Annotated in this window: 13 protein-coding genes and 2 tRNA genes; 5 read left to right on the forward strand and 10 right to left on the reverse strand. The window is 62.4% G+C overall.

Annotated elements, in window-relative coordinates; all coding sequences use genetic code 11:
* Positions 1-90: 90 nt before the first annotated feature.
* Positions 91-1,143 (forward strand): alpha/beta hydrolase, encoded by a 1,053-nt coding sequence (locus ACW5W7_RS07160; RefSeq protein ID WP_456501255.1) that lies wholly within the window; start codon positions 91-93, stop codon positions 1,141-1,143.
* A gap of 82 nt (positions 1,144-1,225) precedes the next feature.
* On the opposite strand, the gene ACW5W7_RS07165 is transcribed toward ACW5W7_RS07160, so the two are convergent.
* The gene (locus ACW5W7_RS07165) at positions 1,226-4,663 is read right to left on the reverse strand and encodes an ATP-binding protein (RefSeq protein WP_456501256.1); all 3,438 of its coding nucleotides are present in this window, start codon (positions 4,661-4,663) and stop codon (positions 1,226-1,228) included.
* A gap of 248 nt (positions 4,664-4,911) precedes the next feature.
* On the opposite strand from ACW5W7_RS07165, the gene ACW5W7_RS07170 reads away from it, so the two are divergent.
* Both ACW5W7_RS07170 and ACW5W7_RS07175 read left to right on the forward strand, forming a co-directional pair.
* Positions 4,912-4,987, forward strand: a tRNA-Gly gene (locus ACW5W7_RS07170).
* A gap of 56 nt (positions 4,988-5,043) precedes the next feature.
* A tRNA-Cys gene (locus ACW5W7_RS07175) sits at positions 5,044-5,117 on the forward strand.
* A gap of 58 nt (positions 5,118-5,175) precedes the next feature.
* Here ACW5W7_RS07175 and ACW5W7_RS07180 read toward each other — a convergent pair.
* Entirely contained in the window at positions 5,176-5,463 is a 288-nt protein-coding gene (locus ACW5W7_RS07180) for a hypothetical protein (RefSeq protein ID WP_434666515.1), read from the reverse strand.
* 214 nt (positions 5,464-5,677) lie between these two features.
* On the opposite strand from ACW5W7_RS07180, the gene ACW5W7_RS07185 reads away from it, so the two are divergent.
* Positions 5,678-5,878: a YbfA family protein gene (locus ACW5W7_RS07185; RefSeq protein ID WP_349921489.1), complete on the forward strand. Its 201-nt coding sequence runs from the start codon at positions 5,678-5,680 to the stop codon at positions 5,876-5,878.
* A 73-nt stretch (positions 5,879-5,951) separates the two neighbouring features.
* On the opposite strand, the gene ACW5W7_RS07190 is transcribed toward ACW5W7_RS07185, so the two are convergent.
* From ACW5W7_RS07190 to ACW5W7_RS07205, 4 genes are all read right to left on the reverse strand, one after another.
* Positions 5,952-9,164, reverse strand: coding sequence for an ATP-binding protein (locus tag ACW5W7_RS07190; protein ID WP_456501257.1), 3,213 nt, complete (start codon positions 9,162-9,164; stop codon positions 5,952-5,954).
* Positions 9,165-9,340: 176 nt separating this feature from the next.
* Positions 9,341-10,108 carry a DODA-type extradiol aromatic ring-opening family dioxygenase gene (locus ACW5W7_RS07195; protein ID WP_456501258.1) on the reverse strand — a complete coding sequence of 256 codons (768 nt, stop codon included), beginning with the start codon at positions 10,106-10,108 and terminating at the stop codon, positions 9,341-9,343.
* A gap of 385 nt (positions 10,109-10,493) precedes the next feature.
* Positions 10,494-10,964 carry an FKBP-type peptidyl-prolyl cis-trans isomerase gene (locus ACW5W7_RS07200; protein WP_456501259.1) on the reverse strand — a complete coding sequence of 157 codons (471 nt, stop codon included), beginning with the start codon at positions 10,962-10,964 and terminating at the stop codon, positions 10,494-10,496.
* 157 nt (positions 10,965-11,121) lie between these two features.
* Entirely contained in the window at positions 11,122-12,270 is a 1,149-nt protein-coding gene (locus ACW5W7_RS07205; RefSeq protein ID WP_103859023.1) for a Na/Pi symporter, read from the reverse strand.
* A 304-nt stretch (positions 12,271-12,574) separates the two neighbouring features.
* Here ACW5W7_RS07205 and ACW5W7_RS07210 point away from each other — a divergent pair, with 304 nt between their 5' ends.
* The gene (locus ACW5W7_RS07210; protein ID WP_456501260.1) at positions 12,575-13,024 is read left to right on the forward strand and encodes a hypothetical protein; all 450 of its coding nucleotides are present in this window, start codon (positions 12,575-12,577) and stop codon (positions 13,022-13,024) included.
* An 88-nt stretch (positions 13,025-13,112) separates the two neighbouring features.
* Here the strand turns inward: ACW5W7_RS07210 and ACW5W7_RS07215 are convergent, their stop codons facing one another.
* The 4 genes from ACW5W7_RS07215 to gabT all read right to left on the reverse strand — a co-directional run bounded on the left by ACW5W7_RS07215 (position 13,113) and on the right by gabT (position 17,981).
* A complete protein-coding gene (locus ACW5W7_RS07215) occupies positions 13,113-14,456 on the reverse strand; it encodes an APC family permease (protein WP_349921493.1) in 1,344 nt (447 codons plus the stop codon).
* Between the two features lie 508 nt (positions 14,457-14,964).
* On the reverse strand, positions 14,965-16,308 hold the full coding sequence (locus tag ACW5W7_RS07220; protein WP_456501307.1) for an APC family permease: 1,344 nt from the start codon (positions 16,306-16,308) through the stop codon (positions 14,965-14,967).
* Positions 16,308-16,445 carry a hypothetical protein gene (locus ACW5W7_RS07225; protein WP_456501261.1) on the reverse strand — a complete coding sequence of 46 codons (138 nt, stop codon included), beginning with the start codon at positions 16,443-16,445 and terminating at the stop codon, positions 16,308-16,310. Before ACW5W7_RS07225 ends, ACW5W7_RS07220 begins: the two co-directional genes overlap by 1 nt.
* 234 nt (positions 16,446-16,679) lie before the next feature.
* Complete coding sequence (gene gabT, locus ACW5W7_RS07230) at positions 16,680-17,981, reverse strand: 4-aminobutyrate--2-oxoglutarate transaminase (protein WP_456501262.1); 1,302 nt, start codon at positions 17,979-17,981, stop codon at positions 16,680-16,682.
* Positions 17,982-17,986 lie beyond the last annotated feature (5 nt).

The following is a 17,986-nucleotide window of genomic DNA, read 5'->3' on the forward strand; positions in this document are numbered from 1 at the left end:
CAGACGGCAGCAGGGCTCACAAGCCCTGTTGCCGTTTTCCTGTATCGTCCGGCGCCGGATCGCCAAGGCTGGCCGACCATGACCCATTCCATGACAAGACTCATTACTCTACTACTCACTATGCTCAGTCTCTCTTCTGCCCAGGCAGACCTGCTTCACTACGCCGAAGGCTTCAGCCATCACTCCACCCTGCTCGGCGAAACCCGCCAATACAGCGTCTATCTGCCGGATGACTATGCGCAAAAGCCGGATCAGCACTTCCCGGTGCTCTACCTGCTCGACGGGGAGAAGTTCTTGCTGGAGGTGGCGGGCATCACCCAGGCGCTGCGGGCCGGGCTCAATCCGGCGATCCCGTCCCTCATCATAGTGGCGGTGCACAACACCGACCGGATGCGGGACTACACCCCGAGCCACACCATGGTGCTGCCCAACGGGGCGCCGGCGGGGGCCGGCTATGCCAAGACCGGGGGAGGGCCGCGCTTCATGCAGTATCTGACCAGGGAGCTGCGCCCGCTCATCGACGGCCGTTATCGCACCGCCTCACCCGCCCTGCTGGTGGGCCACTCCCTGGGGGGCCTGCTGACCCTGGACGCGGTGGCAAAAGACGAAGGCCAGTTTCAGGGCTATCTCTCCATCGATGCCAGCCTCTGGTTCGACTACCCCCACAACTACCAGCGCATCGAGCGGGCCCTGACCCGGCCTCTCAAGCACCCGGCCTCCCTGTTTATCGCGGTGGCCAACAACCCCTTCACCCCGGGCTTTGGACGTTCCGAGTTTCATCGGGATCACTTGCAGACCTTTGCCCAGCGGGTGACGGCGCAGAGCGTCCCGAATCTGCACGTCACCAGCCGCTATTTCGAGGAGGAGGATCATCACAGCGTCTATCACCCGGCGCTCTACCAGGGGTTGCAGTGGCTGTTCAAGGGTTACCGGCTGGATCTCGCGCCTGGTCATTTCACCCGGCAGGCGGTCGTCGCCCGCTATGACGCCCTGAACCGGCAGCTCGGCAGTCAGCTTCGCCCGGAGAAGGGGGGGCTGGAGGATATCCGGGACAAGGCGAGCCGCTGGCCGCAGATGGAAATCTCACCGACGGAGGCCAGCGCCCTGCTCGAGCACTACTACGGTCATCAAGAGGGCCACTGAGAGGGCCACGGGATCAGATTGAAGAAGGCGCGCCCAGACAGGCGCGCTTTTTCATTGAGGGGAAAAAGATGGGGCGAAGGACTCACCCCTTGCGACCTGCGAGCTGACGCAGCAGCTGGGTGCTCTGGTGCAGACTCTGGCGCTGGGTCTCGTTCAGGGGGCACTGCTTGAGCACGTATTCGGCGCTCGCCACCACCGTCTTCCAGCGCGGTGCCTTGGGCAGGGTGTCCAGGCTCAGGTATTTGTCGAGGGTGCGGGTCTGGGGGCTGGATCTGTCCATGTAGACGCGCCACAGCTTGCTCTTCTCCGCCAGCACTATCTTGCCCTTGCCGGTGCTCTGCTGCCAGGCATCCAGGGTGAGGTGCATGGTGTCCACCAGAGCCCGGCGCAGGGGCTCGTCATCCTGTTGGCGGATGAGGTTGTCGGCCAGCGATCGGAACTCCCCCCCGAGCCGGCTCAGCTCGCCCAGCAGCTGGCCGTCCTCAATGATGGCCTGACGGGAGAGGCTCTTGAGGGCATTCTCCAGCGCCATCACCCGGTTGTCATCGGGGCTCGCATCGCTGCTGAGGGTGAGGGCATAGGCACTCTGACCGCCGAGGCTGATGGGCAGGGCGCGGGCGTTGAGCTCATCTTTCTGCCCGGCCACCAGGAAGCTCAGGGAGCACTCCTGTTGTTCATCCAGATCGGGCCATTGGCGGGCCAGCGGTGCGGCCAGCCACTCGTCGAGGGATTGCCCTTCCATGGCTTCCGGCTCCTGGCCGAGCAGCCGTGCCAGCACCCGCGAGGCGAACAGCACAGTGCCCCGGGGATCGATGAAGACCATGGGGTCGGCCCCCTCACCGAGCAGGGCCAGCAAGCGTTCCTGATCCTGATGGAGCTGTCCCTGCAGGCGCAGACGGTGCTCTATCTCTTGCTTGAGCAGGCGGTTTTCCACCAATGAGGCGCGACCGGCGCTTGCCTCCAGCAGGGCCTTGACCCGGGCAAACAGCTCCTCCTTGCAGAATGGCTTGACCAGGTAGTCGTTGGCCCCGGCGTTGAAGCCCTCCTCGATATCCTTTGGCTGGTTGAGGGCGGTGAGCAGCAGCACCGGCAATTGATCCTTGGGGTGCTGCTCCCGCAGGCGACGACAGACATCGAAGCCCGACAGAGTCGGCATCATCACATCCAGCAGGATGAGGTTGACCGGCTCCTGGGCCAGCTTGGCGAGGGCATCGTGGCCATCGCTGCTCGGCAGGATGCGGTAGCCGCAGGGTTGCAGCAGGTGGCGCAGTATGTGCAAGTTGATGGGCTCGTCGTCCACCACCAGGATAAGGGGGGCGCCATCGGGGGGGATAGGCAGATCGTCGCTCTCCCAGTCCGGCAGGATCAGGGGCTGTTGGCGCACCAACTGATGCTCTATCTGGCGGCTGTCCAGGGTCAGGCTGCCCGCCTTGCCGCTGGCAAGGGGCAGGGTGAAGGCGAAGGTGGAGCCGACGCTGGGCTCACTTTCCACCTTGAGCTCTCCTCCCATCAGGTGGACCAGCTGGCGGGTGATGGAGAGGCCGAGCCCGGCCCCCTGCTTGCCAAGCTCCGGGTTCATCTGCACCAGGGGCTCGAAGATGTGTTCCAGGTGTTCCCGGGGAATGCCGATACCGGTGTCCGTCACCTTGATGCGCAGGAACTGGCCTTCGACCTGGGCGCTCAGCACCACCTTGCCCTGGGGGGTGTACTTGATGGCGTTGCCCACCAGGTTGTAGAGCACCTGTTCGAGGCGCTGCTCATCCGCCAGCACGGGGGGCAGTTCGGCCGAGCTGATGTCCACCAGGGTGAGAGGCTTGGCCTGCACCAGGTGCTGGCAGAGATCCAGTACCAGCCGGATGACCCCCTTGGAGGAGACGGGCTGGGGGTGGATCTCCAACTGGCCGTAGCGCATCTGGTGATAGTCAAGCAGATCGTCTACCAGCCGGGCCAGGCCGTCGGCGCTCTTGATGATGAGGCCGAGCTGCTTTTGCTGGCCCTCGGTCAGGCTCTGCTGACTCGCAAGCATGGACTCCGCCATCCCCTTGATGCCGTGGATGGGGGTGCGCAGCTCGTGGGAGGTGTTGGCGAGCAACTCATCCTTGAGTTTGTCGGCCTGTTGCAGGCTCTGGTTCTGCCTGTGGGTCAGCTTGACCTGCTGTTGCAGTTCCTGGGTCTGGCGCTCGATGAGTTCGATCTTGTCCTTCACCGAGCGCTGCATGTGACGAAACGCCTGGGCCAGGCGGTCGATGTCATCGTCGGTGCGGGGAATGGTGATGGGGTGATCCAGGGCGCCGTCGGCCACCTGCTCGGCGGCGGCGGTGAGGGATCGCAGGGGCGCCGTGATGGAGTGGGAGAGCCAGCGGGAGAACAAAATGAGCAGCAGCAGGGAGGCGGCTCCCAGCAGGATCACCAGGGTCTCCAGCTGGCGAATGGGGGAGTAGGCCTCGCTGGTGGATATCTCGGCGATGAAGGCCCACTCGGTATCGAACACCTTGACCTGGGTATAGGCGGCCAGCACCTCGTCATCGTGATAGGAGAGGAAGGGGCCTACCCCCTGCTCGCCGGAAAGCGCCGTGAGGATGAGCGGGGTCTGCAGCGGCCTGAAGTTGGGGCTGAAGCTGTTCTCCACGCTGAATTCCGGGGCCAGCCAGGCATCGGCCCGCATCCGCTTGTCCGGGCCGATGAGGATGGTCTCCCCCGTGTTCCCGAGTCCCTCGCGTTCGGCCATGATCTGGTTCAGCTTGTCCGGCAGCAGTTCGAAGATCACCACGCCGCGCACGTCGTCGTACTGCATGACGGGGGCGGCCAGGTAGGCGACCACCTTGCCGGTCAGCTCGTTGCGGCCAAAGTCGGTGAACTCGAAGATCTGCCGCGGTGGCTGGCCACCGTCGAGGCGGCGCTTGACCTTGGCGAAGGTGTTGCCAAGTCCGCTCGCCTGATAGGGACCGGAGAGCAGGTTGGTGGCGAAGTTGGGCTGCTTGGTGACGGAATAGACCACGTCCCCGTTGAGATCCACCAGGAAGATGTCGCTGTAATTGCTCTTGCGCACCATGTCGGCATAGCCGCGGTGGAAGCGCTGATGGACCCGGCCATACATCTCGTCCGCCAGGATCAGGGCACTGATGGAGGGCTCGATGACCAGCTTGTTGTCCGGCTGCTGCAGCTTGTCCCAGGAGCCAGGCACATAGCGGGCCTGGGCGCGGGCGCGAGCACTTTGCGGTGTGGTGCCGAGCTTTTCGAAGGCGCCGGTGAAGCCGTAGAAGCGGCCTATGCTGTCGCCGGCAAAGTCCTGCTGGGAGAAGTTGGTGATCTGTTCTTTGAGGTTGCCGAAGTAATCTTCCAGCTGGCTCTTTTTGATGTTGCGCACCGAGACCAGATGGTTGGAGGTCTGGGTGGTGAGATCCTTGCCGTGGCTATAGAGGAAGAAGAGAGTAATGACCAGAAAGGGCACCATGGCCAGCATGAAAAACGCCAGCATCAGCTGCGGTCTGAGCCCACGAGGCCTGAAGGTCCATTTCATTTTGTGATTTTCAATTGAGAATCCAGTTACTAAGCCATGTGAGTTTCTGATTAAAGGCTAATTATTTCAATGACTTTATCCCGGATTCGCCTGCCAGATCACAAGGATTGGAGGGATTTTCGAGCAAGCCGTTTAAAGCCTGAGCAAACAGTCGGCAAAAGCGCTGAAACTCATAAAAAAGGGTTGTGCCCGGGCTCGGGGTACGTATAATGCGCCTCGTTGTCAGGTAACTGGCATCAGGCAGTCAGGCGGGAATAGCTCAGTTGGTAGAGCACGACCTTGCCAAGGTCGGGGTCGCGAGTTCGAGTCTCGTTTCCCGCTCCAATTTCTCATGTTCACCAAGCATGAGCATCACTCTCAAGACACTTGTCTTGCAGCATGGCGCGTTAGCAAAGCGGTTATGCAGCGGATTGCAAATCCGTTTAGTCCGGTTCGACTCCGGAACGTGCCTCCATATCTCCCCATTGTTTTCATCTTCTTGTCCAGAACGCTTCGGTCGGATTGACCCGTCTTCACTGATCCGCAATCAACTGATCGCACCCCTGCAGTCGCCACTCCTTTTGCAGATAACGCTCCAGATCGGCGATGGCCTGACCGCGAAACTGGTACTGCATCTCGGCCGAATGTTCGCCCAGCTGCCCCATCTTTTGTTTCAGCTGACCACATTGCCACAGGCTGACCGTGGGGGCGCCATGATAGGCGATCTCGATGGCGTCATTGCGATTGAGCTCCCACTCCTGCCACTGGGCCCGGATCAGCAGCGCCAGCAGCCCCAGGATCGCCACTTCTGCCAGTTTCATACCCTGTTCCTCCTTGCCGCTCCTCTCGTTGATTAACTCTGAACCAGCCCAGGCCTTTTGCCACTCTTGTTGTATTTTGGTTAATGAATGTAACCGACTTTCATTTACCTCCTGAAAAGGCATTTTTTCATAAAAAAATGGCCTTCATGGTGTAGTAATCCTACAATTTATGGCGTAATCTTTGTTCAGTGGTCTTACCAGTGAGGTGTTCATCATGTTTCATCCCTTCTCTCTGACTCAGATAATCCTTCGTCGCAGCTTTGCCATGCTGGTGGGTGTGCTGGCCTTTCCGGTGATGCTGTTTCGCAGCGATCGTGCCCGCTTCTACAGCTATCTGCATCGCATCTGGAACAAGACCAGCACCAAGCCGGTGTGGCTCAAGATGAGTGAAAAGGCAGACCGGATCTTCTACTGATCCCGGCATCGAATGAAAAAAGAGAGCCTAGGCTCTCTTTTTTATGGGCGTTTGTCACTGACGAGCCAGGCGCTTACGGGGTACGCGGTGTGATCCCCATGAGCGCCGTTTGCAGACGAGCCAGCCCGATGGGTTTGAACAGACACTCGTCCATGCCGGCTGCGAGGCAGAGCTCCCGCTCCCTCGGCAGGGCATGGGCGGTGAAGCCCCAGATGGGGAGATCATGGCCGTAGGCCCGCAAGCGACGGGCCAGCTCGAATCCATCCATCACCGGCATCTGGCAGTCGGTGATGACGAGATCGAAGTGGCTGCTGTGGATGGCTCTGAGCGCCTCGGCGCCGTTGCCACGCACGCTCACCTGGTGTCCAAGGTGTTTGAGCTGCTGGCGCAGCAGGGTCTGGTTGGTGTGGTTGTCATCCACCACCAGAATGCGCAAGGGGGGGCGATCCATCGGGGCCTGTTCGGCGGGCAGGGGATGAGGGGGCGTGACCGGGGCTTGCGCCAGTTGCAGGGGAATGCTCACTTCGAGCCGGGTGCCCGCCCCGAGAGTGCTCTCGATCCTGATGTCACCGCCCATCATCTGGCACAGGATGCGGGAGATGTTGAGTCCAAGCCCGCTCCCCTCCTGAGGCTGGGCGCTGCGACCGCGATAGAAGGGGGTGAACAGCCGCGGCAGCTGGTCGGCGGCAATGCCCACCCCGCTGTCATGGATGGAGATAAGGAGCAGCGGATCCTGCCCGTGGGTATCCAGCCTTGCCGCTACGCTCACCTCTCCCTGATGGGTGAACTTGATGGCGTTGCCGAGCAGGTTGAAGAGGATCTGACGCAGGCGCAGGGGATCCATGATTACCTGGGGCAGGGCGTCGGTGGCTATTTCGACGCGATAGCCGAGCCCCTTGTGTTCGGCCATGCCCTGGAATGCCCGGCAGACCGAATAGAGCAGGGGGCTGAGGGTGCAGGGAACGGGGTTCAGTGTCATCTGACCCGCCTCTATGCTGGAGATATCCAGCACATCCCCGATGAGATCCAGCAGCCCGTGTGCCGACTCCGAGGCAATGCTCAGCTGCTCTGCGCTGCGATGGTTCAGAGCCGGATCCTGGCTGACCAGCTCCAGCATGCCGAGGATGGCGTGCATGGGAGTGCGGATCTCGTGACTCATGGTGGCGAGGAAGTCGCTCTTGGCACGGCTCGCCCGATCGGCCTGTTCCTTGGCCAGGCGCAAGTCCTCCTCCAGTGTCTTGCGATCCGTGATGTCTATCCAGCCATCGATCACCCCGCTGACGACCCCCCCGACATCAAAGTAGGGCACCATCCAGTGATAGATGACCGAGCAGTGCTCCCCCTGATGGAACAAGCGATCCGCGAAGATGGGTTCGGCCGTCGCCAGCACCTGGGCAAAATCCTGTTCCAGTACGGCGATGTCTTCGTCATTGACCCGGCCGGCGAGCCCCTCTGCGAAGGCATGATCCAGCACCCGCTCCCGCCTCGCGCCCAGCTGCGTCAGAAACCGGTTGTTGCACATCAATACCCGGCCATCCCTGTTTCGTACCACCATGGGGTGGGGCAGGCTCTCCCCCAGCGCCTCGATGAAACGCACATGGGCCTCGAGCTGATGGCGCGAGTGTTGCTCGGATTGCGCCAGCCTCTTGAGCATGCGGTTGCGGTAGCACAGCAGCAGTGCCAGCCCGAACAGGGCCGCAAACAGCAAGTAGAGGTAGTGGGCATGGCGATCGATGAAGCTGGGCGCTGGCAGGGTTCGGTTGCGCCACTCGTAGTTCATCATGGCTAGCTCGCTTGGCGAGATGGAGAGGATGGTCTTGTCGAGGATCTGCATCAGCATGGCGTTGCGCGGCATGCCGGCAAACCCCATCTGGATGGGCTCGTCACTGGCGGGGCCGGCGATGCGCAGTTGGGCCTCGCTGCTCCCCATCATGTGCTGGGCGAAGTAGAGCGGCACGATGACGGCATCGAGGCGCCCCAGTTTGAGTGAACGTATCGCCTCGGCCGCGCTTTCCGTGAGGGTGAGTCGGCTGCTGCCAAGCCGCTTGGCGAGAGGGTTGTGGCTGGTCATGCCCACCTGTTTGCCTGCCAGATCCCCCATGCCGTGGATGCTGGCATCTGACGATTGGGCCAGGATCACGTAGATGTCGTCGGCGGCATAGGGGGCGGTTGTCTGCAGGCCATAGTGGCGGGCAACGGGGCGGGAGATGGCACCGATGAGATCGACCTCCCCGTGGCGGACCGCCTCGCTCAGCTGCTGCTCCGAGTGATAGGAGACGAAGCTGAAGTGCAGGCCGGTGCGCTTGCTCACCTTGGTCAGCATGGCGACCGCCATTCCGGTCAGCTGATCGTCATAGTCTCTGACGCCATAGGGGTAGAGGTTGTCCATCAGCCAGACCTTGATGGTGGGAGCCTGGCGCAGCCAGGCGAGTTCATCGGCATCAAAGAGGTTGGCCGGGCTGTCTACCGTATCCCGGATGGGGCCGCTCCACTGACTGAAGATGAAGTAGCGGGTCAGATCGCCGAGATCCTTCAGCGTGGTGTTGATGAGGTTCAGCAGCTGGGGGGCCTGGCTGGAGACGGCGAAGCGAAATGCGCCGGGGGCAAGACCGGATTGGGCTTCGCCGCGCGCTCTGAGCTGATCGAAGCGTTCGCCATTGAGGTAGCGCATGGCATAGGCATCGCTCAGCAAAACGTCCTGATGACCGAAGAAGACCGCGTCGAAAGCCGCCTTATTGGAGGGGTAGGTCACCAGTTTCAGGGTGGGGTAATAGCGCTTGAACTGGGCCGCATCCGCATAACCGGCGACGGTGGCCACGCTCTGACCCGGGGTCAGCAGGGGACCTTGGCGCAGCCTGAGGGCGGAGAAGATGGGGGTGCTGCTGAAATAGGGGCGACTCAGGCTGATGCCGGTCTCCTGTTCATCCAGGGCCTGGTTGCCGATATTGGCGATGTCGAGTTTGCCTTCGCGCAGGGCCGATAGCATGGCGGTTTTATCTGCATACACCGTAAACGACAGGGGTTTCTTCAGTGATTTTGCGATGATGTCGAGATAATCGGCTGAGACACCCTCGAAACGGTCATCCGGAATGAGAATGCTGAACGGTTTGTAGTCGTGGCGCAGTATGCCGACCCGCAACTGCGGGGTCTGTTGCAGCCAGCGCGCTTCGGCCGGTGACATCGGGGAATAGACAGGCTGGAAATCGTGGCGACTGTGCAGGATCAGCGCCTGTGCGGGCAGGGCGAACAGCAGGCAGAGCAGGATCAGTGATCGAAGAGGGTTCATCATGCCACCTGGAATGCGACAGCCATCCTTGCCAGTCGATATTACCCGAAAGAGGGCATTCTACCGGAAGTTCAGCACGATGAGTCTCTTATTAAGTCATTTGTCGGCGAAAACGACGGAAAAAAATGGCGGGAGTGACCCGCCATGCGCAGAGATGATTGACCCTCTTGTCGGGGTCAGCCGAAGCGGTAGGCACCCATGTAGAGGCTGCCGTAATCCCAGCTGTCGTGCAGTTTCGAGGGCTTGTCACTCCCTGCCGCCCCCAGCGCCACAAACAGCGGACGCAGGTGATCGTCATGGGGATGGGACTCCACGGCCCCCGGGGCGCGGGCCCGGTAATCTTCCAGCGCGGGGCGGTCCCCCGCTGCCATGGCTTGCTCCAGCCAGTGGGCAAAGTCGCTGGCCCAGCCGGGGACCGGGGAGCCGTCCGGCCCGAAGGCCCGCAGGTTGTGGGTAATGGCGCCAGAGGCGAGGATGCCGATCCCCTGTTCACGCAGGGCTTGCAGCGCTTCGCCCAGTCGCCACAGCTCCGCCGGGCTGAAGCTGGCGGGGATGGAGAGCTGCACCAGGGGAAGTTCGCTCGCCGGATCCATCAGGGAGAGGGGAGACCAGACACCGTGATCCAGCTCGCGCTTGACCGGGGTGGCGGGCAGGCCGCTCAGCAGCAACTGATCGCTCACCGCCTCCTGCAGCCAGGCCGGAGTGCTGGCGGGCCAGCGGATGCTGTAGAGGGGTTCCGGGAAGCCGTAGAAGTCATACATCAGGGCCGGATTGGGCTCGACGTTGATCTGCAGCTCGGTACGGCTGAACCAGTGGGCCGAGATCACCACCAGTCCCTTGACCCCTTCGAGGCGCAGGCTTTTCAGAAATTGGGTCGCCGGTTGATCCCGCAAGACCAGATCCGGGGCGCCGTGGGAGATGAACCAGACGGGAGCGATAGCCATGATGAGACTCCTGGTGGGCGGTGTAGGCATAACCGGCCGCCACCGCATGATAGGGGGTCAGGGCAGGATGCCACTGACATTGAAGTCATTATCTGCCCAAGTATCATGGTTAACAATCAGGTTATATGTATAAGCACTGTTCACTATTAATTGAAAGTGGCCGGGGTCTGGCGGGGAGTATGGGTTCAGAGAAGGGGAAATAAACCAGGCCAGCGGAGCTGGCCTGGTAGAGAACAGTGGACACTTGCCCGGGGTTACTGGATCCCCGGCAGCGCCACGTCGAAGATGAGCACGGCACTCAGTGGGTACTTGCCCGGGGTTACTGGATGCCGAGCAGCGCCACGTCGAAGATGAGCACGGCACTCAGTGGGAGCTTGTCCCGGGGTTACTGGATACCGAGCAGTTCCACGTCGAAAATGAGCACGGATCCCGGCGGGATCTTGCCGGCGGCTCTGTCGCCATAGGCCAGGTTGGCGGGGATGTAGAAGCGGGTCTTCTCCCCTTCCACCATCAGTTGTACCCCTTCGGTCCAGCCGGCAATGACTTGATTGAGGCCAAACTCGATGGGCTCACCGCGGGCGACCGAACTGTCGAAGACGGTACCGTCCAGCAGCTTGCCCTCATAGTGCACCTTCACCTTGCTGGTGGCGGTGGGGTGGACCGACCCTGTGCCCGGAGTCAGCACTTCGTATTGCAGGCCGGAGGCCGTGGTGGTGACAAGGGGCTTTTCCTTGTTGCTGGCGAGGAACTCGGCCCCGAGCCGGACGTTCTCGGCCGCCACCTTCTTGTTGTTGGCGCTGGAGTAGAAGTAGTAGGCGACCCCGGCAACCAGCAGTGCTATCAGAATGAATTTCATCAGTTTTCCCTATTCCCTGTCATACAAAGAGAGCAATGAGAGCGGCATCTTATCCCAGCGGGCCGGAGAGGGCGAGCGGGAGCGTGGAGGATGTGACCGGGCAGACAAACGACGAGGGGCAACTCGAATGTTGCCCCTCGCTGCACAGCGTCTTCCCTTACTTGACCGCCACCATCATCAGGGCGGGCAGGGCGAAGAAGAGCCCAGCCACGTAACCCAGCGCCAGCAGCTTGTTCTCGCTGCCGACCCGGGCCAGGGTCTCGGCGGCCTTGATGGGCAATTCCCGCAGGAAGGGCACGCCATAGATGAGCGCCACGGCGAAGACGTTGAACAGCACATGCACGAAGGCGATGGTCAGCGCCAGCTGGGCGCCGGCGCCGCTGATGGCGGTGGCCGCCAGCAGGGCCGTGATGGTGGTGCCGATGTTGGCCCCCAGGGTGAAGGGGTAGAGCTGACGGGTGTTGAACACGCCGCCGCCCGCCAGCGGGATCATCAGGCTGGTGGTGGTGGAGGAGGACTGCACCATGACGGTCACCAGGGTGCCGGAGGCGATGCCGGTCAGGGGACCACGGCCCAGCGCCTTGTGCAGCAGCTCCTTGGCACGACCCACCATGACCCGTTGCAGCACCTTGCCGAGGGCGGTGACGCAGCCGAGGATCAGCAGAATGCCGATGACGATGGTGGCGATGGCGGGGCCCTTGCCCGGCAGGAAGGCGACGGCGCTGTCGATGAGATCCAGGGAGGGGGAGATGATGGGCTTCATGAAGTCCATGCCCTTCATGGACATGTCGGCGGAGCCCATCAGCAGACCGGACAGCCACTCGGCGCTCTTTTGCAGCAGACCGAACATCAATTCCAGCGGCAGGAAGATGAAGACGGCCAGCAGGTTGAAGAAGTCGTGCACGGTGGCGGCGGCGAAGGCACGGCGGAACTCGCCCCTGTCACGGATATGGCCGAGGGAGACGATGGTGTTGGTGATGGTGGTACCGAGGTTGGCCCCCATCACCATGGGGATGGCCATGCTCATGGGCAGGCCGCCCGCCACCAGGCCGACGATGACGGAGGTGACGGTACTGGAGGATTGCACCAGGGCGGTGGCCAGGATGCCGAGCAGCAGGGCGACGAAGGGGTTGTTTGCGAAGGCGAAGATCTGGGCCGCGCCCTCGGCGCCGCCGGAGAACCCTTTAAAGCCGTGTGAGACGGCCCCGACGGCGACCAGGATCAGGTAAACAAAGGTGATCACCGCTAGCCAGTTGAACAGGGGGCCGGTAGCGCGGGTCTGCGGGGATGACGGTTTGCTTTGCATGGTGCCTCTTGGGACGTCTGCGTTGAATTGGACGGGCGCATTACAGCAGTGCTCTATGACAGAAATATGACAAAGTGACACTTTGATGATGATTTGATGACAGGGGGATCGGGATTTTTGACCCAGATGGGGAGAGCAGTGATTAATTCTGATTGTTTTGCTGTTTGTAGTGAATTGGTCTGCTGAATGCAGGGATGCGTTAGAAACTGACGGACTGGGTGCCACCCGCTGGTGGATCCTGTGCCGCCACTCTGCCAATGGGAGTAGACTGCCTCGTCATTTCATCAGTAATTGCGAGTCTGTCATGAAACATTGGTCCCTTCTTCTCCTGCCCCTGGCGATGGCCTCTCTCTCCTCTCATGCCGCCGTGCTGCCCTCCGATTGCAGCTCCAAAGACGTGGCGATCGGCTCAGCCGTCAACAGCGCGACCGGGGTCAACAGCCATTGCTCCGCGCAGAGCGCCAAACAGCGTGTGGACAACGCGGTCAACGATCCCGCTGGCTATGCCAAGCGCAAGGCGGCTCAGGCCACCGGCGTGGATGACGCTTACTACAAGGCCAAGAACACCCAGCAGCGGGTCGAGAATGCGGTGGACAATCCCGGTGACTACGCCAAGCGCAAGGCGGCCCAGGCCACCGGCGTGGACGAGGCCTACAACAAGGCGAAGAACACCCAGCAGCGCGTCGAGAACGTGGTGGACGATCCCGCCAAGGCGGCGGGCCGCGCCGTGCTGCGCAAGACGGGCACCTACTGAGGGGAAACCCGGCAGCGGGCGATGCGTCGTGCAAACAAGAGAGGGGAGCCCGTGGGCTCCCCTCTTTGCATCTTGCGATCGAGATGGCTTATTGGCCGTCGGCCGCTTCCTCGTACTGACGGAAGGGGATGCGGAACACCGCCAGACGCAGGAACAGATAGGTCACCCCCAGTCCCGCCCAGATGAGACCAAGCTCCAGGGAGCTCTTCTCCAGGTTGATCCACAGCGCCCCGATGGTGGCGGCGCCGAGCAGCGGCAGCACCAGGAACAGCAGGTGATCCTTGAGGCTCTTGTTGCGCTTCTCGCGCACCCAGAACTGGCCGATGACGGAGAGGTTGACGAAGGTGAAGGCCACCAGGGCGCCAAAGTTCACCAGGGCCAGCGCCATGTCCAGGTCAAACGACACCGCGGAGAGGGCCAGGGCTCCCACCAGCAGCACGTTGATGGCCGGAGTGCGCCAGGTGGGGTGAATGTAGCCAAACACCCGCTCCGGGATCATGCGATCACGACCCATCACGTAGAGGATGCGCGACACCCCGGCGTGGGCGGCCATGCCGGAGGCGAGTACCGCGACCGTGGTGCACACCAGCACCACGCTCTGGAACAGGGTGCCGCCGACGTAGAGGGCGATCTCCGGCAGCACGGCGTCCGGCTCCTTGAAGCGGGCCAGATCCGGGAAGAACAGCTGCAGGCTGTAGGAGACGGTGACGAAGATGATGCCGCCGATGAGCGCCGTCAGCACGATGGCGCGAGGGATCACCTTGCCGGCGTTCGGGGTCTCTTCAGACAGCGAGCTCAGGCCGTCGAAGCCGAGGAAGGAGAAGCAGAGGATGGTGGCGCCGGTGAACAGCGGCAACATGCTGGCGGACTCCACGTGGAACGGGCGGCTGCTGAGCAGGGTGCCGGCTCCCTCACCCTGGGTCAGGCCCCAGCCGATGAGGCCGAGGAAGGTGAGGATGATGGCGATCTGGATGAAGACGATGACGCCGTTGAAGTTCGCCACCAGGTTGATGCCGCGCAGGTTCAGGAAGGTCATCACGGTCACCAGACCGAAGATGAAGATCCAGGGCTCGACGCCGGGGAACATGGCGGTCAGGTAGATCTTGGCCAGCAGGATGTTGATCATCGGCATGAACATGTAGTCCAGCAGGGAGGACCAGCCGACCATGAAGCCGATATAGGGGTTGAACACCTTCTGGGCATAGGTGTAGGCGGAGCCCGCCGACGGGAAGCGGCGCACCAGATGGCCGTAGCTGAAGGCGGTCAGCAGGATGCCGCCCAGCGCCAGCAGATAGGCGGTGGCCACGCGGCCATCGGTGATGTCGCCGACGATGGCGAAGGTATCGAACACCGCCATGGGAGTGAGGTACGCCAGACCCATCACCACCACCTGGAACAGGGTGAGCGTCTTGAGCAGCTTGGCACCGGCCATCACGCTTTCTCCTCTGCGAACGCCTGGGTGGCGAAGGGGGACGGGATCAGGGACGCGGCAGCGCGTCGCTGGACACAGGGTGCGCCAGTCTGGGCGACAGACGGATGGCACATGCCAGCGGGGACCGGCAGGAAAGCAGTGAAAAGCCCCATGTATTTCCTCACAACGTCGGGAGATTGCGTTGCAATCTCGATATCAATTCCGGCGCAAAGTCCGGCCTCTTGGTGAATGGTGGTGTGCCCCTAAAAAGCAAAGAACCGATGCTGCAAAAAACATCGGCTCTCAAGGGGCGGCGTATTGTGCCCCCAGAGGGGGGGAGTGACAAGCAAAAAAGGCCGCTTTTGGGCATTTTGTTGACTGGGGTCAGGGTGGTGCCGCTGCCTGTGCCAGACGCCTCGAAAGCGAGGCGCACCAGGGGCTGCGGCCGGACGGTCGATGACGGCTGCCAGGGGAAGGGTATCCAAAAGAAGAGCCCGCACGGGGCGGGCTCTGTGGGTAGGGGGATGGCTTAGGAGGCATCCGTCTTGGGCTGGCGCAACTGGACCCCGAAAATGGTCAGGCGCAGCAGCAGATAGAGGGCGCCGAGGGCGGCCCAGATCAGCCCCAGTTCGAAGGAGGCAGGCTCCAGGTTGAGCCAGAGCACCCCGATGCAGGCGGCGCCGCACAGGGGCAGCACCAGGAACAGCAGGTGATCCCGCAGGCTCTTGTTGTGGCCGAGCTTGAGGTAGAAGTGGGCGATCACCGCCAGGTTGACGAAGGTGAAGGCCACCAGGGCGCCGAAGTTGATGAGCGCCAACGCCATCTCGAGATCGAACGACACGGCGGAGAGGGCCAGGGCCCCCACCAGCAGCACGTTCAGGGCCGGGGTCTGCCACCTGGGGTGAACATAGCCGAAGAAGCGGCTCGGCAGGGCCCGATCCCGTCCCATCACGTAGAGCAGGCGCGACACCCCGGCGTGGGAGGCGAGCCCGGAGGCGAGCACCGCCACCGTGGTGCACACCAGCACCACCGCCTGGAACAGCTTGCCGCCGACGTAGAGGGCAATCTCCGGCAGCACCGCATCCGGCTGCTGGAAGCGGGAGATGTCCGGGAAGAACAGCTGCAGGAAGTAGGAGACCGAGATGAAGAGCACGCCGCCGATGAGCGCCGTCAGCAGGATGGCGCGGGGGATCACCCGATCCGCATTGGGGGTCTCCTCGCACAGGGTGCTGATGGCGTCGAAGCCCAGGAACGACAGGCAGAGGATGGAGGCGCCGGTGAACAGGGGCACCAGGTGCATCTGTTCGGAGAAGAAGGGACGGCTGCTCTGGAGGGTGCCGAGCCCCTCGCCGTGATAGACGCCCCAGGCGATGAGGCCGATGAAGACGGCGATGATGCAAAACTGCATCATGACGATCAGGCTGTTGAAGTTCGCCACCAGCTTGATGCCGCGCAGGTTCAGGAAGGTCATCACCGCGGTCAGGGCCAGGATGTAGGTCCAGGGTTCTACGTCCGGGAACAGGGCCTCCATGTAGATCTTGGCCAGCAGCATGTTGATCATCGGCATGAACATGTAGTCGAGCAGGGAGACCCAGCCCACCATGAAGCCCACATAGGGGTGGAACACCTTCTGGGCATAGGTATAGGCGGATCCCGCCGAGGGGAACTTGCGCACCAGGTGGCCGTAGCTCATGGCGGTGAACAGCATGCCGACGAGGGCGAACAGGTAGGCGGTCGGCACGTGGCCTTCGGTGATCTCGGTGACGATGCCGAAGGTGTCAAACACGGCCATGGGGGTCAGATAGGCCAGACCCATGATGACTACGTGCCACAGCTTGAGGCTTTTTTTCAGACCGGTGGGGTGAGCATGCATCATGCGTTCCCCTCTGCCTTGGCCGGGGGGATCAGGGTGACCTGCTGGTCATCCTGTACAGTGGGGGCGCCAATGTGTTGCACAGACGGCAGGCGCAGACCGGCACGGGCCGGCAGGAAAGCGGTGAAATACCCCATGGTGTTCCTCACTCAAGAAGCGGGTGTCGTGAGATGGCAGCCCATCTCGCTATCATTTCCGGTCGGTTCCGGCCTCGTTATGGATTTGGTTGCCGCAAAAAAAGACCGGGCTGCGATGAGCGGACGGTCCTTGAAAGCGGAGGCGCATTGTGCATTCGTGATGCCCCCCTGACAAGCATATCAAGGGGGAAAAAACGCATTTTTTAGCACAAACGCGAGGTGCTGGTGAGCAACCTAGGCACTGGCGGCTGTCAGCGCCTGTTCGAGCAGGGCCAGGCCCTCATCGACGATGGCCGCCGAGGCGGTCAGGGGGGCCAGGAAGCGGATCACGTTGGCCCGCACACCACAGGCCAGCAGCACCAGGCCGCGTTTGCCCGCTTCGGCCACCAGTCGTTTGGTGAGATCCGGGTCGGGCTGGCTGGCATCGCGCCCCTTGACCAGCTCCATGGCCACCATGGCACCGGGGCCGCGGATGTCGCCGATGCAGTCGAAGCGCTCCGCGAGTTGATGCAGCCGGGCCTTGATCTGCTCCCCCTGGGCCAGCGCCTGCTGGTTGAGCTGCTCCTCCTCGATCACCTCCAGCACCGCCAGGGCGGCGGCGCAGGCGATGGGGGAGCCGGCATAGGTGCCGCCGAGTCCACCTGGTTTGGCGGCGTTCATGATCTCGCTCTTGCCCACCACGGCCGAGAGCGGGAAGCCCCCCGCCAGACTCTTAGCCAGGGTCATGATGTCCGGCTCGACGCCGCTGTACTCGGTGGCGAAGGTCTTGCCGGTGCGACAGAATCCGGTCTGGATCTCGTCGCAGATGAGCACGATGCCGTGCTGGTCGCAGATCTTGCGCAGGGCTTGCAGGAAGCTCGGGCTGGCGACATAGAAGCCCCCCTCACCCTGGACGGGTTCGATGATGATGGCGGCAACCCGGGCCGGTTCGATATCGGCGCTGAAGCAGAGATCCAGCGCGGCCAGGGCATCGGCCTCGCTCACCCCCAGGTAGTCGGCGGGGAAGGGCAGGTGATAGACCTCCCCCGGGAAGGGGCCGAAGCCGGTCTTGTAGGGGACCACCTTGCCGGTGAGCGCCATCCCCATCATGGTGCGGCCGTGGAAGCCCCCCTTGAAGGCGATGGTGCCGCTGCGACCGGTGTGGGCGCGGGCGATCTTGATGGCGTTCTCCACCGCCTCGGCGCCGGTGGAGAGGAACAGGGTGCGCTTGGGGGTGGGCCCCGGCACCAGGGCGTTCAATTTTTCCGCCAGTTCGATATAGCCGGGGTAGGGGGTGACCTGGAAGCAGGTGTGGCTGAACTTCTCCAGCTGATCCCGCACGGCGGCGACCACCCTGGGGTGGTTGTGGCCGGTGTTGAGCACGGCGATGCCGGAGGCGAAATCGATGTAGCGATGACCCTCCACGTCCCACAGCTCGGCGTTATTCGCCCGCTCGATAAAGACCGGCAGCAGGGTGCCGACCCCCTGCACAACGGCCGCTTCACGGCGGGCCTGCCATGCCTGATTGTGGGCCCCGTTACTTTGTGAATGACTCATCTTTC

This window comes from Aeromonas intestinalis (assembly GCF_054052485.1).

Bases quoted from the DNA above. Each gene is read 5' to 3' on its own strand.
- ACW5W7_RS07160 (WP_456501255.1), top strand. From the start codon at position 91: ATGACAAGACTCATTACTCTACTACTCACTATGCTCAGTCTCTCTTCT.
- ACW5W7_RS07190 (WP_456501257.1), bottom strand. From the start codon at position 9,164: ATGAACCCTCTTCGATCACTGATCCTGCTCTGCCTGCTGTTCGCCCTG.
- ACW5W7_RS07220 (WP_456501307.1), bottom strand. From the start codon at position 16,308: ATGCATGCTCACCCCACCGGTCTGAAAAAAAGCCTCAAGCTGTGGCAC.
- ACW5W7_RS07210 (WP_456501260.1), top strand. From the start codon at position 12,575: ATGAAACATTGGTCCCTTCTTCTCCTGCCCCTGGCGATGGCCTCTCTC.
- gabT (WP_456501262.1), bottom strand. From the start codon at position 17,981: ATGAGTCATTCACAAAGTAACGGGGCCCACAATCAGGCATGGCAGGCC.
- ACW5W7_RS07165 (WP_456501256.1), bottom strand. From the start codon at position 4,663: ATGAAATGGACCTTCAGGCCTCGTGGGCTCAGACCGCAGCTGATGCTG.
- ACW5W7_RS07180 (WP_434666515.1), bottom strand. From the start codon at position 5,463: ATGAAACTGGCAGAAGTGGCGATCCTGGGGCTGCTGGCGCTGCTGATC.
- ACW5W7_RS07195 (WP_456501258.1), bottom strand. From the start codon at position 10,108: ATGGCTATCGCTCCCGTCTGGTTCATCTCCCACGGCGCCCCGGATCTG.
- ACW5W7_RS07200 (WP_456501259.1), bottom strand. From the start codon at position 10,964: ATGAAATTCATTCTGATAGCACTGCTGGTTGCCGGGGTCGCCTACTAC.
- ACW5W7_RS07185 (WP_349921489.1), top strand. From the start codon at position 5,678: ATGTTTCATCCCTTCTCTCTGACTCAGATAATCCTTCGTCGCAGCTTT.
- ACW5W7_RS07205 (WP_103859023.1), bottom strand. From the start codon at position 12,270: ATGCAAAGCAAACCGTCATCCCCGCAGACCCGCGCTACCGGCCCCCTG.
- ACW5W7_RS07225 (WP_456501261.1), bottom strand. From the start codon at position 16,445: ATGGGGTATTTCACCGCTTTCCTGCCGGCCCGTGCCGGTCTGCGCCTG.
- ACW5W7_RS07215 (WP_349921493.1), bottom strand. From the start codon at position 14,456: ATGGCCGGTGCCAAGCTGCTCAAGACGCTCACCCTGTTCCAGGTGGTG.